Here is a 19,084-nt window from a genome sequence, read left to right as displayed (position 1 = left end):
CCCAAAAGCCACGCCCGATATATGGGCATTTTTCCCGACTTTGCCGGGAAAACCTTTAAATTAGGTATAGCGATAAACGCTATTTGGGGAATTTTCCGCAACGAACTGCAAATAAAAGAAAAACCGGACCACACAAGTGATCCGGTTTTCTGTTTGACGGCGATTTCATACCGTTAGGGTCGAAACCCTGACGCGAGGGGGGATTGGGGAAAGCTGAAACCGCCGTCAATCTTTTGAACCTTCAGAACAAGGGATCAGGCCCTTGGTACGTCGGGTTTATCTGCATCATCATCGTCCTTTTTGGCCGCTTCCGATGCATCATCCTTTTTCATCTTTGCCAGTTCAGAGGCGACGTCATAATCGCCAGAGGCCACAAACCCCTCCATCGAACCGGTGCGACGTTCCAGATCATCAAACTGCGCGCGCAGTTCTTCCATCCAGCTTTCTTCGTAATCAACACCCACAGTCGGATTGTCATTTACGTCCTCGCCTTTGGTCGCACGGACTTGTGCCTGATAACGGCGCGATGACCCGCGCAACTTGCCGCGCAATCCATCAAACCATTCCGGATGATGCACATAGGCCCACGCAAGACCAAACAACAGCAAACCAACCGGGAAACTGAAAATCAGGATCAGAATAAACGCAGCCAGAACACCCTTGCGCGGAATACCAAATGCTTCGGAAATTCCCCGTGTGGTACGGCCGATCACGCCATGACACTTTTTGCCTTCGTGACTGTGGTTTGCGAACCGGCATCCACCATGCGAGCGCTTCTTGTGACCGCGCTCAAATCCGTTTCCGGCAGCAGCTTGCTGGGCAGTCATATCCTGTTCCTCCATTCGGCAACCTCGGCATCTAACAGGCGTTCAAGTGTTTCGACACGGGATTCAAGCTTCTCTGCCCGTTTTTTGAGCCCCGCTACCATTTCCCGTTCACGGGCAATCTGTTCCGGGCTTTGTGCGCGCTGCTCTGCCTTCATCCGCTTCCAGACCGTGATGTAATGAAACACCACCCAGACCGGGCCAACAACGGCAACGAATACAATCAAGGGTACGGCAATCGCCCACATATCTGACAGCTTTTTCCTGGTGCTGGCTTATGCGCCGAAACACATAAACCGATGATTATTTATCTTTCTTCACACGTGCCTTGAGTTCCTTGAGATCATCCTCGATCCCGAGCTCGGCCTCAAGGTCTTCGAACTGTTCTTCAAGGCTCTGCCCGCGACCAAGGTCCCAGGAGTCTGCACTTGCTTCAAGCTCGTCAATCCGGCGTTCCATCTGCTCATAGCGCAGCAGGGCCTCGTCGATCTGACCGGAATGAAGCTTCTCTTTCATTTTTACACGCTTTTCGGCCGTCTGCATGCGGATTTCGACCGTACGCTGCTTGCCCTTGGCTTCATTCAGCTTGTTCTGCAGCTTGTTCAGATCCTCGTCAAATTTGCCAAGGGTCTCTTCAATCACTTCAAGCTCGCGCTCAAGAACAAGGCTCTGATCGGCCAGACGACGGCGCGCCATCAGCGCCCCCTTGGCAAGATCATCACGACCCTTGGACACCGCAAACTCTGCCTTGGTGTCCCATTCAACCTGACCGTCATGAAGCTTCTTGAGCTTGCGCTCGACTTCTTTCTTGTCAGCAATCGCCTTGACCGCAGCCGAACGAACTTCGACCAGGGTATCTTCCATTTCCTGAATCATCAGGCGCACCATTTTCTCCGGATCTTCGGCACGATCCAGAAGCGCGTTGATGTTGGCATTTACGATATCGGACAAACGCGAAAACACGCCCATTGTCTGATCTCCTTGATTAATCGGGGGACGCAAAAATTCTGTTCTCTCTATTTCAAAAGCCGTGCCAGTTTTGAAATGCAGTAAAATCAATAACTTACAAATTCCTCGCTTTGGAACATTACTTTTATCGCGACATTAATAACGTTTTTCGATAACGTTTTTCGCGAAATGGATAATTTGCAACCCATTCTGGGCGAAGACCCCGTTTTCCTGGCGGCCCTTGAACATGTTTCGCGTCTGGCACCGATTGACCGGCCATGCCTTGTTATTGGCGAACGCGGCTCGGGCAAGGAACTGATAGCGGCCCGCCTGCATTACCTGTCACGTCGCTGGGGCGGCCCGCTGGTCAAGGTCAATTGCGCCGCCCTGTCCGAGACCCTGCTTGATACCGAACTGTTTGGTCACGAAGCCGGGGCCTTTACCGGGGCGACCAAACGTCATATCGGGCGCTTTGAACGCGCGCACGGCGGCACGATCATTCTTGATGAAATCGCCACCGCCAGCCCGGTGGTTCAGGAAAAGCTTCTGCGGGTTGTCGAATATGGCGAGATCGAACGCGTTGGCGGATCAGACGTCATTGATGTCGACACAAGGGTCATTGGTGTGACAAATGAAAATCTGCGCAAACTGGCCAAAACCGGGAAGTTCCGCGCCGATCTGCTTGATCGTCTGGCCTTTGACGTCATCGCTGTGCCGCCGCTGCGCCAAAGGTCTGATGATATATTATTGCTGGCCGAACAGTTTGCACTCGATATGACCAAACGCCTTGGCCGCACGGTTTTCGCGGGTTTCTCTCGTCCTGCCGCCGAACAGCTTTTGCGTTACGACTGGCCGGGTAATATTCGTGAACTGCGCAACGCGGTCGAACGCAGCATCTATTTGGCCGAGGACGAAGAAACGCCGCTTGCCGCCATCACCCTTGATCCGTTTGACGGCATCTGGACCGAGACTGACCGCGAAACGCCGACATCCGAAACAGATATCGACCTTCCGGAACCAGACCCGAATATTGATTTCAAAACGCAGGTCGCCAAATTCGAAATCAGGCTGCTGAAACAGGCCCTTGCCAGAAACGCCAATAACCAGACCGAAGCCGCCAAGGCGCTTGATCTGAACTATCACCAGTTCCGCAGGTTGCTGGAAAAGCACGACCTGATACCCGCAAAGTAACCCAACCAAGGACCAGCGGGATAGCGGCCCTACCCTTAATCTGCCAACGACCGTGCAATCACCATGCGCTGAATGTCTGATGTACCTTCGTAAATCTGACAAACCCTCACATCCCGGTAAATACGTTCGACCGGGAAGTCTTTAAGATAGCCATAGCCACCGTGAATCTGGATCGCGCTTGAGCAGACTTCCTCGGCGATTTCGGATGCAAACATCTTGGCCATGCAGGCCTCTGTCAGACAGGGTTTGTGATCATCACGCAGCTCGGCCGCCCGATGAACCAGAAGCCGTGCGGCATCGATCTTGGTTGCCATATCGGCAAGACGGAATGCCACGGCCTGATGTTCGATGATCTTTTTGCCGAATGTTTCGCGTTCATTGGCGTAATCGCGCGCGGCTTCAAATGCGGCGCGTGCCATGCCGACCGACTGGGCCGCAATACCGATACGCCCGCCTTCAAGATTGGCCAGCGCGATTTTATAGCCCTGCCCTTCTTCACCCAGCATATTTTCGCCGGGCACCCGGCATTCGACAAAGGTGATCTGGCAGGTATCCGATGCGTTTTGTCCCAGCTTTTCCTCAACCCGTGACACCACATAGCCCGGCGTATCGGTTGGCACGATAAAGGCCGAAATGCCCCGCTTGCCCGCATCCGGGTCAGTCACGGCAAAGACGATGGCAACATCGCCCTCGGAACCCGAGGTGATGAATTGCTTGGACCCGTTGATGATCCAGTCATTGCCATCACGCACGGCACGTGTCTTGAGCGCACTGGCATCCGATCCGGCCTGCGGTTCGGTCAGGCAGAACGCCCCGATCTTTTCGCCCTGCGCCATCGGGACCAGGAATTTCTGTTTCTGTTCTTCGGTACCGAATTTCAGGATCGGCATACAGCCGACCGAATTATGCACCGACATGATGGTGGACGTGGCCCCGTCACCGGCGGCAATTTCTTCGAGCGCCAGGGCATAGGCGACATGATCCATGCCCGCCCCGCCATATTCATCGGGAACCAGCATGCCCAGAAAGCCAAGCTCGCCCAGCCCGGCAATGGCCTCGGCCGGGAAGGTATGATGGGCATCCCATTTTGCGGCATTGGGTTTGAGTTCATTTTCGGCGAACTCGCGCGCGGTATCGCGCACCATGATCTGATGTTCTTCCAACCGCATGGCGGCACTCCTCCCATTTGGGCGATGCACCGGCCATGCGATCAGATCAGATTTTGATCCCGTGGATCAGGCCGGGCTTATTCTTCGCCCTGAACAAACTTGTCCTGTTTTGCGTCGAAACGCCACAGGATGCCTTCTTTCATTCCGTACCACCAACCATGCAGGTTGAGATCGCCGGCCTCGACCCGTTCCTTGATGAACGGGAACGTCATCAGGTTTTCAAGCGAATTACGGATCGAATGACGCGACACCTTGTCAACATCCGGTCCGTGATGCAGGCAGCATTTCGCCATGCTGACCCATTCACCGATAAAGTCGCGCTCCGGCACCTTGCCAGCCTCGCCATGCTCGACCAGCGCCTGAATACCGCCACAGGCCGAATGCCCCAGAATGACGATATCCTTGACCTTGAGATCACGAACCGCGAATTCGATTGCCGCCGACGTGCCGTGATAGTTTTCATCGGGCTCATAGGGCGGCACAAGGTTTGCGACGTTACGCACCACAAACATCTCGCCCGGTTCTGCATTGGTCAGGATGGCCGGATCGACACGAGAATCCGAACATGCAATCAGCAGAACCTCCGGCCTCTGACCCATATTGACCAGATCTTCCACCCGTTCAGGACGCTGTTCGTAATACATCGCCTTGAAGCTTTTAAACCCGGCAAGCATCCGGTCGACTGTCGGTTTGGACATCAGCGAATTCCCTTATCCTCGTCAATCACTCTGGCGACAAAATAAGGTGAATTCGCGCAAGTTGGTAGTTCTCATTTGATCCAATTTGAATCGTTCTAAACAACCTGTTTTCGCGCCCGCAACCAGTGTGCAACATGCCTTCCGGAACCTTGCGCAACAGGCAACAGCACAGCATCATGCCCAAGCAGCCTGTAAACACCCCTGATCAAAACTCTGCCTGTTTCGGAAATCCCTCCCCGATTATTTGGTCAAAAGCGCTGGAACTAGAAGCGATCTGCGCGCAGAACCTGACAATCACTGATCGCGACAACGCCGATATGACGGTCAACCACCTCAAAGGCGGCTTCGAGCATGGCGTCGAGTTTCTCGGCACGGATGATACAAACAACCTGCACCATGCCGCCACCGCGCGTCACGGTGTCATCGCGGCGCCAACTACCCGAACGCCCCGAACCACCAAGAACGGGCAGAACCGAATATCCGGTCACCCCTGCCCCCTCAAGCGCCTGACGCAACCTGCTTTCCATAATGGCCTCGATAATGATCGCCACGCGCTTGGCATCATGTTTTTCCATATTTTCAGCCTCCGTAAATAGCGCTGGCCATCGCAAGGTAAAGCGGAATGCCAAGCGTCAGGTTGAAGGGGAAGGTGACGCCAAGCGACAGCGTAAGATAGACAGACGGATTGGCTTCGGGCAGGGCGACACGCATGGCAGCTGGAACAGCTATGTAGCTGGCCGACGCCGCCAGCACCATCATAAGCACGGCACCACCAAGCGACAGGCCGATCATCAGGGCAAAGGCCAGACCAAGGCAGGAACCGATCACCGGCATCAAAACTCCGAACGCCAGCGGCCCCGGGCGCAAGACCGCCCGCCCCTGTTTGAGCCCACGCCCCGCAACCAATCCCATATCAAGCAGAAACAGACAAAGGACACCCTGAAATGGCGAGACAATCAGGGCTTCGATCTTGGCCATGCCTTCGGCCCCGGTGATCCAGCCGATCACAAAGCTGCCCACCAGAAGAACGATGGAGCCGTTAAGCAGGATTTCGCGGATCAGTGTTGCGTCCATCCGGCCCTTGCCACCCGATGATACAAGCCACAGTGCCGAGAAAATCGCAGGCGCTTCCATCGCCGCAGCAACCGCAACCATATAGCCCTCGGCAGCGATCCCGGAACTTTGAAGAACAGAGGTCGCGGCAACAAAGGTCACAATCGAGATCGAACCGTAATGCCCGGCAACTGCTGCCGCATCAGTCCGGCTGAGTTGCGATATCCATCGCAACAGGGCAAAGGCAATAAAGGGCAGCACAAAGGAAAGGATGACACCTGCCATCAGTGACATACCCAGTGTCAGATCGATGCCGTTGTTTGATACCGCGACACCGCCCTTAAAGCCGATCGCAAACAGCAGATAAAGGGAGATCCCCTTGGCAACGGCTTCGGGGATTGTCAGATCGGATCGAGCGAGGGCGGCAAATACCCCCAGAACGAAGAAAAGCACGATGGGCGACAAAAGGTTCTGCGCCGCCAAGCTCAGCACGTCTTGCATGGCTGTTCCTTACGTATGAAAACCCGATGCATCGCAAGCAGAACCGATCTTGCAGCTGAGCCTGCGATAAAATCGCGATCCCGATAACAGAATCGCGATTTTATGTCACCCGAAAGGCCTATGATCCTCAATCTTCTGTTTGATCTGGTTCACATCTGCTCAAAGAAGCTCAACCGCCACAGCAGTTGCTTCGCCGCCGCCGATGCAAAGCGACGCAACACCCTTGGTCCCACCATGGGTTTTAAGGGCATGGATCAGGGTGACCAGCAACCGCGCACCGGTTGCGCCAATCGGATGACCCAGCGCACAGGCACCGCCATGCACATTGACCTTGCCGTGATCAAGTTCCAGATCACGCATGGCGGCCATGGCGACAACGGCAAAGGCCTCGTTGATTTCCCAAAGATCGACATCGTCCTTGGTCCAACCCGCCTTTGCCAGCACCTTCCTGATCGAGTCAATCGGCGCGGTTGTAAACCAGCACGGTTCCTGGGCATGGGTCGCCTGACCAACAATCTTTGCAAGCGGCTTGAGCCCGCGTTTTTCGGCTTCAGACGCGCACATCATGACAAGGGCGGCTGCACCATCGGAAATTGATGCGGAATGGGCCGCTGTGACCGTGCCATCCTTGGCGAAAGCCGGACGCAGGGTCGGGATTTTTTCCGGCTTGGCTTTTGGCGGCTGTTCGTCGGCATCAATCGTCACTTCGCCCTTGCGGGTCGCAAAGGTCACCGGGGTGATTTCATCGGCAAAATGACCGGCAGTGGCCGCATTCTGCGCCCGGGTCAGCGAGGTGATGGCATAATCATCCTGGGCTTCGCGGGTAAAGCCGTATTTTTCGGCTGTTGCCTCGGCAAAGGTGCCCATGGAACGGCCTTTTTCATAGGCATCTTCAAGCCCATCAAGCGCCATGTGATCATAAACCATGTCGTGACCATATTTATGACCGGACCGCATTTTCGGCAAAAGGAACGGCGCATTGGTCATGCTTTCCATGCCACCAACCACCATGACGTCGGCACCACCGGCAACCAGCGTGTCATGGGCAAACATCACGGCCTTCATGCCTGATCCGCACATCTTGTTGATCGTGGTTGCACCGGCCGACCGCGGAATGCCGGCATTCCATGCGGCCTGACGCGCCGGTGCCTGTCCCTGACCAGCGGGAAGCACGTTCCCCATGATGACTTCATCAATGTCATCAGGCGAAACACCGCCGCGCTCAAGCGCTGCTTTAATCGCAACACCGCCAAGTTCGGCGGCAGTCACAGTGGCAAAGTCACCCTGCAAACCGCCCATGGCGGTACGGGCGCACGATACGATAACAATCGGATCAGAAGTGGTCATGATGGGGGTCCTTGAAGTCTTTCGGGGGATCTTTGACTTGAATATGTGAGGCCGAGGTAAAACCGCAATTACGCGGTTTCACCAAACAGTTCACGGCCAATCAGCATACGGCGGATTTCGCTCGTACCGGCGCCGATTTCATAAAGCTTGGCATCACGCAGCAACCGGCCCGTCGGATATTCGTTGATATAGCCATTACCTCCAAGGGTCTGAATGGCTTCAAGCGCCATCCAGGTGGCCTTTTCCGCCGCGTAAAGGATCACACCAGCCGCATCCTTGCGCGATGTTTCACCGCGATCACAGGCTTTGGCGACCTCATAGACATAAGCGCGGCAAGCATTCATGGTCGTATACATATCGGCGATCTTGCCTTGCATCAGCTGGAACTCGCCAATCGCCTTGCCGAACTGTTTGCGTTCATGGATATAGGGCACAACCACATCCATGCAGGCCCGCATGATCCCGGTCGGGCCAGCAGCCAGAACTGCACGTTCGTAGTCAAGGCCGCTCATCAGAACGCGCACGCCGCCATGCAGCTGACCCAGGATATTTTCTTCGGGCACTTCGCAATCTTCAAACACCAGTTCGCAGGTGTTTGAGCCACGCATGCCCAGCTTGTCGAGCTTTTGCGCGGTCGAGAAACCCTTGAAGGTCTTTTCAATGATAAAGGCCGTAATGCCCTTGGGACCGGCATCAAGATCGGTTTTGGCATAAACCACCAGCGTGTCGGCATCCGGGCCGTTGGTGATCCACATCTTGTTGCCATTGAGGATGAAACGATCCCCCTTTTTCTCGGCGCGAAGCTTCATGGACACCACATCCGAACCAGCCCCCGGCTCGCTCATCGCAAGTGCGCCGATATGTTCACCGCTGATCAGTTTGGGCAGGTATTTGGCCTTTTGTTCGGCAGTGGCGTTGCGCTTGATCTGGTTGACGCAAAGGTTGGAATGCGCGCCGTAAGAAAGGGCAACCGAGGCAGAAGCACGGCTGATTTCTTCCATGGCGATCACATGTTCAAGATAACCAAGGCCGGTACCGCCATCTTCTTCGGGAACGGTCATGCCCAGAAGACCCAGATCACCGAATTTGCGCCACAAATCATTGGGGAACTGGTTGGTTTGATCGATCTCGGCAGCGCGCGGGGCGATTTCGGCCTCGGCAAATGAGGAAACGGTTTCGCGGATCGCATCTGCGGTCTCGCCAAGATCAAATTTCAATCCGGGAAATTCGAAAAATGCCATGGTGACGTTCCTGCCCTGACTAGGTTTGATTATTAAGTAAAATTGATCAATCTTTGGAATTATGCAGCGCTATCCAATAATTCCGGCGGCAGCTTCATGACCTTGAGCGTCTGAAGCGAGGTGGCGCACAGAACCGGTTCGCTATTCCTCATACCAAAGATATCGATGCGGGTAACAATGATCGACCGACCGCGCGAGACGACCTCGCCGACGGCACGCAACTGGTCACCCTGACCGGGTGCGACGATATTGAGCTTGTATTCGATGGTCAGCATCCCCTGATCGGCCTCGACCAGACTCCAGCCGGCAAATCCACCGGCGATATCGGCCAGACCGGCAATCAGCCCGCCATGAAAATAGCCATTATGCTGGATCAGGTCGGCCCGCGACGGCACAACGACTTCAACCCGGCCCGGTTTGACATCGGTGACACGTGCCCCGATCGACAGATTATAGGGCTGCTGGGCAAAGCGCTTGCGCACTTCAGCATCAAAATCGGGATTTTGCGGTTCGAACTGAGCCATGTCGCGGTCCTGACAATAAAGCAATCCACCCGTCTCCGGGGGCACCTGAGGGATGCGACTCTCTTGTAGTTAACGTTAACGTTAACGTCAAATCAAATCCGCATAGCTCTACCAATTTATGCGGGACCGAAGTCATCCGGCATCAGGCGTCAGGTTCAATGAGCCGGGCATCATAACACCGGGCATCGGGCGTCGGGTGGCTGGTGCCAAGTGGCGGACGGTCGGATACAGAGTGCTGAGTGCTGAGTGCTGAGTGTGAGTGGTGAGTGTTGCGTATCGACTGTTGAGTATCGAGTGCCAAGAACAGAGTGTTGAATACCGGTTGCTGAGTGTCCGGTACTACCATGGCGGCGCGTGCCGAGTGCCGAGCGACCGACGCCCCGCCCTGTGCCGGGTACCCAATACCAAGGGATATGGGTATTGAGCGTTGGGTCCTGCATGCCGGAGCCGGTTGGTTGGGGCTCGGGCGGAAAGATGGAAGGCTTCGGATGTTTGCGGCACGCGGATAATAGAGGATCGCTGGCAGCTGACGGCTGACGGTTGACATGGTCTGCGCACGAAGGGTTTTTAGCGGAACCAGCCTATGATCGACGGCTAACGGCGGGAGGTGTGTGGCGGCTTACTGACGGCTGAGGATTGTCGGCTGGCAGCTGGTCGCCCGTATCACAAACCTGTTGGCGCGGACATTGCCCGTCAAACCAAGACGTTTGTCTTGCAGACGCAATTGCACCGCCGACCAAAGTCAGGTCGGGCGATAGCAGCGCGGAAAAGCTGGCTTAATTGGTGCTCTCGCCCCAGCGCTGGATGCTGGCTTCGAGCATGTCTTTCATCGCATCTTCGGTAACCAGTTTGAGAACGGCCCGGTTAATGCGTCCCCGCAAGGCGCCGGTATTGCAGGCGGATTTATGGGACATGGTCAGATAGAGATTCTCGGTACTGACCGGGGTATCGTAACTGCGGATATTGGTGATGCGCTGACGCGCAGCAAATGCCTTGCCGGGGAATTCTTCATAGATCAGATATTCACCGCGATTATAGGTCAGCATCTTGAGCCCCTGTTCAAGGCTGGGGACTTTGGTGATGCTGAGATTTTCGACCGCATAGGCATCAAATTCCTGACCGAAACTGTTATCGATCACAGTCAGACCTTCGAGTCCCTGAAGATCGGACCATTGCCGATAGTTGAGATCAAGATTGTCCAGCGTCCAGATGACGGTTCGCGTCCCCTGAAAGGCGGGGAAAAAATAGTCCATATATTCAAGACGCGCCGCCGTCAGGAAAGCACCGGCAATCATATCAAGCGTGCCTTCCTGCATATTGTGCTGTACCCGGCTCCAGCTTCCGGCCTGAATGACGTCGATCTCCACGCCTGCGAGTTCGCCAACCCGTTTCAGGAAGTCTGCAGCAGCACCATCAAGTGTGCGGCCATCCCCGGATTTCCAGAGATAGGGCGGATAGTCCGGATTGCCCGACGCAATAAGGCGAGTGCAATCGCGCGAGCCATCCGCATTCAAGGCATAGTGTCCGGCCTGATCATCTGCATAAGCGGCATCAATCCCGGATATCCAGGTCAATGCTGTGGTCAGGATAACCAGGATCCTTCTCATGCAGGGCCAACTCCTTGTTGCCTCGGCTGTCACAACTCGAACTATACATATGTGGGTATACGCTACGTAAATTTCCCCACTAAGGATAGGTTCTTTGACAAAATTCTATATCTGTCGGGTCCGAAAACTCAATCAAAAGTAAAAAAGCCGACTGAAAACAGCCGGCTTTTCCACAATCTGAAATCCTGATTCCGATGCAGGTTCTACATCAGAGCAGGCAAAATTACGCCGAACGGCGTTTCATGCCCTGGCTGCCACCGCGGCCTTCGGAACGGCGCGGGCGATCACCAAAATCGCGGCGAGCACCATCACGGGCACCGGCACCATCACGACCGGCTTCACGCGGACGGAAGTTGCCGCCACGATCACCGCCACGCGGCTTGTCAGCAAAACGACGTTCTTCACGGTTGCCACCTTCGCCACGGCCTTCGCCGCGCGGACGGAAGTTGCCACCACGATTGCCACCGCGTTCTTCGCGATCACCGCGCGGCGCACGATCATCATTGTCAAAGCGCGGTTTGCGATCATTGCGGAAGTCACGGTCATCACGGCGCGGACGATCCGCGAAATCACGACGGGCACCGTCACGACCAGCATCACGACCGGCATCACGCGGTGCGCCATCACGGCCACCAAAGCCGCGTGCTGCGCGTTCGCCTTCGCCACGGAAACCACCGTCGCGGAAGCCGCCATCACGGGCACCGTCACGACCGCCGCCGAAACCACGACCGCGACCAGCATCACGACCACCTTCACGGGCGCCATCACGACCACCGCCAAAGCCACCGCGACCACGGCCGCCATCACGACCGCCGCCAAAGCCGCCGCGACCGCCACCGCCACCGAAACCACGGCCACGACCACCGTCACGGCCACCACGACCACCTGCGCCAGCACCGCTTGAACGCGGCGGCGGGGCAGCATGGAATTCGTGATCTTCGTCGATGTCGACTTCCTGTTTGATCAGGCGTTCGATGTTGCGAAGCAGACGAATGTCACGCGGCTCGCAGAACGAAATTGCAGTACCTTCGGCGCTGCCACGACCGGTACGACCGATACGGTGAACATAGCTTTCCGCATCCTGCGGCAAGTCATAGTTCACAACATGGGTGATGCCCGGAACGTCGATACCACGTGCAGCAACGTCGGTTGCAATCAGAACCGGGAACTGACCATTACGGAAGTTGCGCAGGATCTTCTGACGGATGCGCTGCTGCTTGTCGCCATGGATGGCATCGCTGTCGATGTCTTCATCGCGCAGCTGGAAGGACAGCTCGTCGGCATCTGCCTTGGTTTTGGTGAAGACCAGAACACGTTCTGCATCATCACGCTTGAGCAGCTGTACCAGCAGTTTGGTTTTGTCGTGACGTTTCACGAACATGCCAACCTGGGTCACGCGCTCGGTCACGCTGGACTGCGGAGCGGTTTCGACCTTGACCGGATCCTTGAGAAGACGGTCGGTCAGGTGTTTGACTTCCGGCGGCATGGTTGCCGAGAACATCACCGTCTGGTGTTTGTTCGGCAGCAGTTCAGCCACGGTCAGAACGTCTTCGGAGAAGCCCATGTCAAGCATACGGTCGGCTTCATCAAGGATGAAGACTTCGACATCGTCGAAACGAACCGTGTTGCGCGACATGTGGTCAAGAAGACGACCCGGGGTCGCAACCAGGATATCAACGCCACGGCGCAGTTCCTGAATCTGCGGGCCCATCGGCGAACCACCATAGACAACAGAAGAAAACAGGCGGATGCCTTTTTTGAAATCACGCAGGCACTGACCGATCTGGGTTGCCAGTTCGCGGGTCGGCGCAAGAATAACAGCGCGCGGCTGACCCGGTTTCGGGCGCAGCGGATTTTCAGCAAGACGCTGCAGCAATGGCAGGCAGAATGCGGCAGTTTTACCACCACCCGTATGGGAGATCCCCATAAGGTCATGCCCTTCGAGAAGTGCAGGAATCGTCGCAGCCTGGATTTCGGTCGGCGCGGAGAAACCGGCAGCTTCAACATTGCGCAGCAGGGGCTCGATGAGTTTGAGCCCTTCAAAATTCGTCATAAAGGATAGCCCTTCGTTTATCCGGTCGGCGCCATGTTCACGCCTATGGTGCCTGCTCAAACGCAGTCGAGACCGGTGCATGGCAAAGCAGCCACTGCGTCGGACCTGCATGAGAGGCAAATGATGTGAGGCCACGACGTCATCACGTCGTAACCGCCCTCGCCTTTTTCATACAGTTCCTGACAGCTGATTCTGTCTTTGCAAGCGAAGGAATGAGCCGGGTGATACAGGTGTCTGGATCAGAAGTCAATCAAAGCCCGCGCCGGGCAGCCATGCAAAAACGCGCAGTAAAAAAAGCAGATCACAAAAACGTCACGCCCGACTTACGGTTTCGTTTACATTTTAGCGCCAATAATTCAATCGCCACAATCGCTTGTAAGGGGAAAGTTATGCGGTTCCGGGTTGTTACGGGAATTTTTTCCATTCCCGCTATTTGTCTTCTTGTGCTGCTTGCGATCATCGCGACAGTCGCGCTGAATTATCAAACCAGCCTTCGAAACGGCAAGTTCGAACAGATTTCGCATCTGACCGAAGGTGCGGTGACCATCGTTAACAGTTATGTCGCCAAAGCCAAAAGCGGCGAAATGACTGAAGACGAGGCAAAGACCGCGGCACTCGCCATCCTGAACGCCTATCGGTTTGACGGGGCCAACTATATCTATGCGTCTGATTACAGCCACTGCATGGTGCTTGATCCGCTCAGCCCCGAAGATGTCGGAAAATGTAATCCCGACAGCAAGGTGCGTAACATGATCGTCGATACTGCCAAGGCAGGCGGCGGCATTATCACCTATGAAACCAAGAAACCCGGTGAAGGCGACAAGCTGATCGAAAAGGCCGCTTACGTTCGCCCGATCAAGGACTGGAACTGGGCGCTTGGTGCCGGTGTCTATATGGATGACGTCCAGACCGAATTCCTGCGGATCATTCAGCGTATTGCGATTATTTCCGTGATCGCCATCGTGATTGCCGGTGTTCTGTCCTGGTTTGTCGGCACCCGGATCACCAAAAGCATCGTCGGACTGAACAGCGCCATCCGCACGATTGCCGAAGGCGATTACAAGGCCCCGGTCGAAACCGAGTCCCGGTTTGTCGAGATCGGTGACATGGCAGCCGGTGTTCTGGCATTGCGAGACAAATCCGCACAGGCCCAGCAGCTTGAGGCGGATGCTGCGATCCAGAAAGACCGCGCCGAACAGGAACGGCGCAGCAATATCCGCGAGATTGCCCAGAAACTTGAAAGCGAAGTCGGCGGGATTGCCGGTGCTGTTGACCATTCGGTTCAGCGCAGCAATGAACTGGCGATCAGCATGGCGCACAATGCCGACGGCATTCTGGGACAAAGCCAGCAGGTGGCATCTGCGGCCGCAAACGTATCGCAGAATGTCGATGCCGTTGCTGCCGCGACCGAGGAACTTTCATCCTCGATCACGGAAATCAACGTTCAGATTTCCCAGATGTCGCACACGGTCGAACGGGCAACCGATGAAAGCCAGAGCGCATCGAACGATGTTGCAGGCCTGTCCGAGACGGTTGAAAAAATCAAGGAAATCATCGGCCTGATCAACGATATCGCCGGTCAGACCAACCTTCTGGCGCTCAACGCCACCATCGAGGCTGCGCGTGCAGGTGAAGCCGGGAAAGGCTTCGCCGTGGTTGCAAACGAGGTCAAAAACCTTGCCACCCAGACAGCCAAGGCAACCGACGAGATCGCAGCCCAGATCAATGACATCGTCGATGGCACCGAACGTGCGGTAACCGGCATTTCGCGGGTATCTGAGACCATCGAACAGGTCCGTACGGCCTCGACCGCCATTGCAGCCGCCATCGAGGAACAGGGGGCGGCAACACAGGAAATCTCGGGCAATGCAAATCGCAGTGCGGATGGCGTCAAACAGATTTCCTATAGCGTTGATGAAACCATGAAGAACGCGCAAAGCACGACCGATGATGCCGAGGAACTGAAATCGGCATCGGCCGAACTTTCCAGCCGTTCTGCCGAACTGACCCAGATCATCAAGCGGTTTTCTGGCGATCTTCTGAAACAGGCCGGGGATTGATTCCGCCCTGCATCAAAAGACTTGTCGTAGAAGAAGGGCCGGACGATTTTTCGTCCGGCCCTTTTCATGTCCGATATTGTCCTGAATACCCGGCAGGTCCGATGATCATTCCGCCGGAAGGTCATTTTCCTTGCGGAACGGGTGGGCCGGATAAACACCGAGAATGCGGACTTCATGCGAGAAGAATTGCAGTTCTTCGAGTGCATGGCGCAGACCAAGCTGTTCGGGATGGGCTTCGACTTCGGCAAAGAACTGGGTCGCGGTGAAATGGCCTTCGACCATATAGCTTTCAAGCTTGGTCATGTTGATGCCATTGGTGGCAAAACCGCCCAATGCCTTGTAAAGGGCGGCGGCAACGTTGCGAACCCGGAAGACAAAGCTTGTCACGACCGGCGAGCCGTCATTGGGGAGTTCAAGCGGTTCGCGGGCCAGAATGATAAAGCGCGTCGTGTTATGGGCGGCGTCTTCGACCTCGGTGCGCAGAACATCAAGGCCGTAAATTTCAGCAGCCAGAACCGGCGCAATGGCGGCAATCGATTTGTCGCCGCGATCAGCGACTTCCTTGGCACAACCGGCCGTATCAGGGCCGACCACCGCATTGACGCCCAGCTCCTTGCGCAGCTTGCGGCATTGACCAAGGGCGTGAACGTGGCTGTGGATTTCCTTGATGTCTTCGATCTTCGCACCGGGTACTGCGACCAGCGCATGGTTAATGCGCAGGAAGGTTTCACCGATGATATGCACACCCGATTCCGGCAGGATGTGGTGAACATCGGCCACGCGTCCGGCAAGGGTGTTATCAATCGGAATCACCGCCAGTTCGACGTCGCCTTCTTCCAATGCGCTAAAGGCGCCTTCAAAGGTCCTGTAGGGTACTGTCGTTGCACCCGGAAAGGCACGACGGGCTGCCTGATCTGAATAGGCACCGTGCATTCCCTGAAAAGCGATCCTTTGTTGCGCAGTCATCTGGCTGTTTCCTGAAGTGATATTAAAGACTTGTTTTGGCCGCCCTCAACAGACGGCGGCCTGATAGAAAACCCCAATTGGGGCCCAAACTCAATTCAATGTTTAGGCCTTGCCACCCAGAACCTGCCGGGCACGTTCAAGGTCTTCGGGGGTATCAACACCCAACGGCACACCATCGACCAGCGCCACCGCAATCACCATGCCGTTTTCAAGGGCGCGCAGCTGTTCAAGCTTTTCGCGGCTTTCAAGTTCGGCGGGCGGCAGGGATACGAAACGGTCAAGGGCGGCACGGCGATAGGTATAAAGACCGATGTGATGATAAAGCGGACCATCGCCATAGGGTGCGGTTGCGCGCGTGAAATAAAGCGCGCGCGCCACACGGCCGTTGCCAAAGGCCGCGACTGCCTTGACCACATTTGGATTGGTGCGTTCTACATCGCGGGTGATTTCAGCAGCCAGCGTTGCAATATCGACCGCCGGATCATTGAGCGGTTCGAACACGGCACGAATATCCGCCGCATCAATGGTCGGCAGATCGCCCTGCACATTGACGACCGCATCATATTTGCCTTCGGGGTCGAAGGTCTGAAGGGCCTGATGAACACGATCCGAGCCGCTTGGCAAATCCGGGTCGGTCAGAACCGCGATGCCGCCAGCGGCTTCGACCGCATCGGCAATCTCCTGTTCAGCACAGGCAACAAGGACCGGGCCGATTCCGGCCTCGGTTGCGCGACGCCAGACCTGAACGATCATGGGTTCACCGCAAATATCAGCCAGCGGTTTGTTCGGCAGGCGCACAGAGGCCATACGGGCAGGAATTACAACAACGGGATTGCGCGGCGTCGACATTTTGGAGCTCCGGTCAGGCATAATTTCCGTGTGTTTGATCTTGCGCAAAGCATGCCGTAACGGCGCGATGGCAAAACACGGCTGAGAATCGGCCCGACATTAGCCGGTTTTTGGGGGATGGCGAAAGACGGAATCGCTTTTCGAAGGTCACTAGACGAAAGTTTTAAAGCATCCGTTTTCGCCTTGGTGTTTAAGAAAGGTTGATGCAAATCTCTGAAACGTATAGTTTCCCACCGACCAGTTTTGCCTGCGGTGACGTTTGTGATTCTCAAAATTGAGGATTGTCAGGGAGTGCATGGGCGAACTGACCAAGATTATAATTAGAAACCTGAGAGTGATTAGGCTGTAACGGGGTCCCGTCATGAACACGATGGAAATCAACAAGATCGTCGCCGGAGTCATCTGTGCCGTACTTCTGGTAATAGTTGTCGGCAAAATTGGGGGCGCGCTGGTTCATCCTGATGAACTGGAAGCACCGGTTTATCCCTTCTCCGAGGATCTGATGGCGGGTGCGAGTCCCAATGCCGCAGCAGCATCGGCCGAGCCGGCCGGACCGGAGCCAATTCTTGCCATGTTGGCATCGGCTGATCTTGCCGAAGGCGAGAAGGTCTTCAAGAAATGCGCATCCTGCCACGATGTCGAAAAAGACGGCCCGAATAAAACCGGCCCGAATCTTTATGGAATTGTCGGTGCGGCCTTTGCGCATAAAGGGGACTTCGCCTATTCGGATGGCATGGCGAACCATGGCGGTTCCTGGGGCTTTGAGGAGCTGAACGAGTTCCTATACAAGCCGCGCGATTACATTGACGGCACCAAAATGAGCTTTGGCGGCCTGAAAAAGGCATCGGATCGTGCTGCGGTCATTGCCTGGCTGAACAGCAAGTCTGACAGCCCGCTGCCATTCCCTGATCCGGCAGCTGCTGCTGAACAGGGTGCTGCAGAGGAAGCAGCTGCGCCTGCTGAAGGCGAAGCCACCGCGCAGTAACCGCACGGTCAAAAGTTTGAAACTGACAGATTTATCTGATCAGAGATTGATTTTTCGCAGGGGACAGGTAACTGTCCCCTGTTTGCTTTTTATGGCCCGTTGCAGGCCATGAGCGACAGCATCCCTTTATGGCGGGCCAGTTGATGGCGCGCATTCTCAGGCCAAACTCACACAGGACTGCGCTTTGATGGAAAATCTCGACCGCTTTCTGGAAATCGCCCACAAACTGGCAGATGCTGCCCGCCCGGTTGTGCGCAAATATTATCGCACCCCGGTTGCGGTTGATGTGAAAGCAGATGACAGCCCGGTGACGATTGCCGATCGCGAAGTCGAACGGACCATGCGCGATATCCTGAATGCGGAATTGCCCGATCATGGTATTTTGGGCGAGGAACATGGGCGCGAAAATGTCGATGCCGAATATGTCTGGGTGCTTGATCCGATTGACGGCACCAAGTCGTTTATTTCAGGCAAGCCGAGCTTTGCGACCCTGATTGCGCTTTGCCACAATGGCAAGCCGGTCATGGGCCTTATTGATCAGGCGATTACCGATGAACGCTGGGTCGGTGTGATGGGCCAGCCAAGCACCATGAACGGGACGGAAATCAGCGCGCGTGAATGCGAAACGCTGGCCAGTGCGACCTTCTTTACCACGGCCCCGGAACTGTTCCGCGACAAGGCTTTTGATGCCTATCAGGCGGTTTCAAAACAAAGCCGGATCGCAATGTATGGCGTTGATGCCTATGCCTATGGCCTGACCGCACTTGGACTTGCCGATACGGTGGTTGAGATCGGTCTTCAGGCCTATGATTTCTGTGCGCTGGTGCCGGTTGTTGAGGGTGCTGGCGGTGTCATGACCGACTGGTCGGGCAAGGAGCTTACGATTGAAAGTGCCGGTGACGTGGTTGCCAGTGGCGATGCGCGCTGTCATGCCGAGGTTCTTGCCACCATCAAATCCGCGATGGCCTGATCATCTTCTGCCCCGGACATCGGCCAGACAGCAGGGGAAACCGTCGGAGTAATTGTTATTTCACGGTTTTTCGGGCACACTTGCGCGATGCAACAACC

Annotated in this window: 18 protein-coding genes; 4 read left to right on the top strand and 14 right to left on the bottom strand. The window is 55.7% G+C overall.

All coding sequences use genetic code 11. From position 1 onward, the window contains the following. Positions 1–254: 254 nt before the first annotated feature. Genes ACTU44_RS03625 through pspA form a run of 3 tightly spaced genes read right to left on the bottom strand, consistent with a single transcriptional unit; the run spans position 255 to position 1,793 of the window. Positions 255–827, bottom strand: coding sequence for a hypothetical protein (locus ACTU44_RS03625; RefSeq protein WP_462096699.1), 573 nt, complete (start codon positions 825–827; stop codon positions 255–257). Further along, on the bottom strand, positions 824–1,072 hold the full coding sequence (pspB, locus tag ACTU44_RS03620; protein ID WP_462096698.1) for an envelope stress response membrane protein PspB: 249 nt from the start codon (positions 1,070–1,072) through the stop codon (positions 824–826). The genes ACTU44_RS03625 and pspB overlap by 4 nt, the downstream gene beginning before the upstream one ends. Before the next feature lie 55 nt (positions 1,073–1,127). Further along, positions 1,128–1,793 (bottom strand): phage shock protein PspA, encoded by a 666-nt coding sequence (gene pspA / locus ACTU44_RS03615; RefSeq protein ID WP_114096650.1) that lies wholly within the window; start codon positions 1,791–1,793, stop codon positions 1,128–1,130. A gap of 168 nt (positions 1,794–1,961) precedes the next feature. Between pspA and pspF the strand changes: the two genes are divergently transcribed. Beyond that, entirely contained in the window at positions 1,962–2,963 is a 1,002-nt protein-coding gene (gene pspF / locus ACTU44_RS03610; protein WP_462096697.1) for a phage shock protein operon transcriptional activator, read from the top strand. 35 nt (positions 2,964–2,998) lie between these two features. On the opposite strand, the gene ACTU44_RS03605 is transcribed toward pspF, so the two are convergent. From ACTU44_RS03605 to ACTU44_RS03565, 9 genes are all read right to left on the bottom strand, one after another. After that, the gene (locus tag ACTU44_RS03605) at positions 2,999–4,132 is read right to left on the bottom strand and encodes an acyl-CoA dehydrogenase (RefSeq protein ID WP_462096696.1); all 1,134 of its coding nucleotides are present in this window, start codon (positions 4,130–4,132) and stop codon (positions 2,999–3,001) included. A 77-nt stretch (positions 4,133–4,209) separates the two neighbouring features. Continuing rightward, positions 4,210–4,830, bottom strand: coding sequence for a carbonic anhydrase (locus ACTU44_RS03600; RefSeq protein ID WP_114096647.1), 621 nt, complete (start codon positions 4,828–4,830; stop codon positions 4,210–4,212). 263 nt (positions 4,831–5,093) lie between these two features. Then, the gene (locus ACTU44_RS03595; RefSeq protein WP_114096646.1) at positions 5,094–5,405 is read right to left on the bottom strand and encodes a P-II family nitrogen regulator; all 312 of its coding nucleotides are present in this window, start codon (positions 5,403–5,405) and stop codon (positions 5,094–5,096) included. A gap of 4 nt (positions 5,406–5,409) precedes the next feature. Next, on the bottom strand, positions 5,410–6,384 hold the full coding sequence (locus ACTU44_RS03590) for a sodium-dependent bicarbonate transport family permease (protein ID WP_462096695.1): 975 nt from the start codon (positions 6,382–6,384) through the stop codon (positions 5,410–5,412). A 159-nt stretch (positions 6,385–6,543) separates the two neighbouring features. Then, positions 6,544–7,731 (bottom strand): acetyl-CoA C-acyltransferase, encoded by a 1,188-nt coding sequence (locus tag ACTU44_RS03585; RefSeq protein ID WP_462096694.1) that lies wholly within the window; start codon positions 7,729–7,731, stop codon positions 6,544–6,546. A 68-nt stretch (positions 7,732–7,799) separates the two neighbouring features. Continuing rightward, complete coding sequence (locus ACTU44_RS03580; RefSeq protein WP_114096643.1) at positions 7,800–8,972, bottom strand: isovaleryl-CoA dehydrogenase; 1,173 nt, start codon at positions 8,970–8,972, stop codon at positions 7,800–7,802. A gap of 59 nt (positions 8,973–9,031) precedes the next feature. Next, a complete protein-coding gene (locus tag ACTU44_RS03575) occupies positions 9,032–9,496 on the bottom strand; it encodes a PaaI family thioesterase (protein ID WP_462096693.1) in 465 nt (154 codons plus the stop codon). A 776-nt stretch (positions 9,497–10,272) separates the two neighbouring features. Beyond that, positions 10,273–11,103 (bottom strand): substrate-binding periplasmic protein, encoded by an 831-nt coding sequence (locus tag ACTU44_RS03570; protein ID WP_114096641.1) that lies wholly within the window; start codon positions 11,101–11,103, stop codon positions 10,273–10,275. A 223-nt stretch (positions 11,104–11,326) separates the two neighbouring features. Next, the gene (locus ACTU44_RS03565) at positions 11,327–13,156 is read right to left on the bottom strand and encodes a DEAD/DEAH box helicase (RefSeq protein WP_336079980.1); all 1,830 of its coding nucleotides are present in this window, start codon (positions 13,154–13,156) and stop codon (positions 11,327–11,329) included. A gap of 389 nt (positions 13,157–13,545) precedes the next feature. On the opposite strand from ACTU44_RS03565, the gene ACTU44_RS03560 reads away from it, so the two are divergent. Continuing rightward, a complete protein-coding gene (locus ACTU44_RS03560; RefSeq protein WP_462096692.1) occupies positions 13,546–15,216 on the top strand; it encodes a methyl-accepting chemotaxis protein in 1,671 nt (556 codons plus the stop codon). A gap of 105 nt (positions 15,217–15,321) precedes the next feature. Here the strand turns inward: ACTU44_RS03560 and ACTU44_RS03555 are convergent, their stop codons facing one another. Both ACTU44_RS03555 and ACTU44_RS03550 read right to left on the bottom strand, forming a co-directional pair. Further along, complete coding sequence (locus tag ACTU44_RS03555) at positions 15,322–16,182, bottom strand: prephenate dehydratase (RefSeq protein ID WP_114096638.1); 861 nt, start codon at positions 16,180–16,182, stop codon at positions 15,322–15,324. A gap of 102 nt (positions 16,183–16,284) precedes the next feature. Next, entirely contained in the window at positions 16,285–17,031 is a 747-nt protein-coding gene (locus ACTU44_RS03550; protein ID WP_114096637.1) for a 3-deoxy-manno-octulosonate cytidylyltransferase, read from the bottom strand. 361 nt (positions 17,032–17,392) lie between these two features. Between ACTU44_RS03550 and ACTU44_RS03545 the strand changes: the two genes are divergently transcribed. Then, positions 17,393–18,016, top strand: coding sequence for a c-type cytochrome (locus ACTU44_RS03545; protein ID WP_462096691.1), 624 nt, complete (start codon positions 17,393–17,395; stop codon positions 18,014–18,016). Positions 18,017–18,203: 187 nt separating this feature from the next. Beyond that, complete coding sequence (gene hisN, locus ACTU44_RS03540; protein ID WP_462096690.1) at positions 18,204–18,986, top strand: histidinol-phosphatase; 783 nt, start codon at positions 18,204–18,206, stop codon at positions 18,984–18,986. The last annotated feature ends 98 nt before the right edge of the window (positions 18,987–19,084 follow it).

The organism is Thalassospira sp. SM2505 (assembly GCF_054901115.1).
The sequence above is the reverse complement of the archived record's forward strand: the minus strand, read 5'-3'. Positions and strand labels throughout refer to the sequence as shown.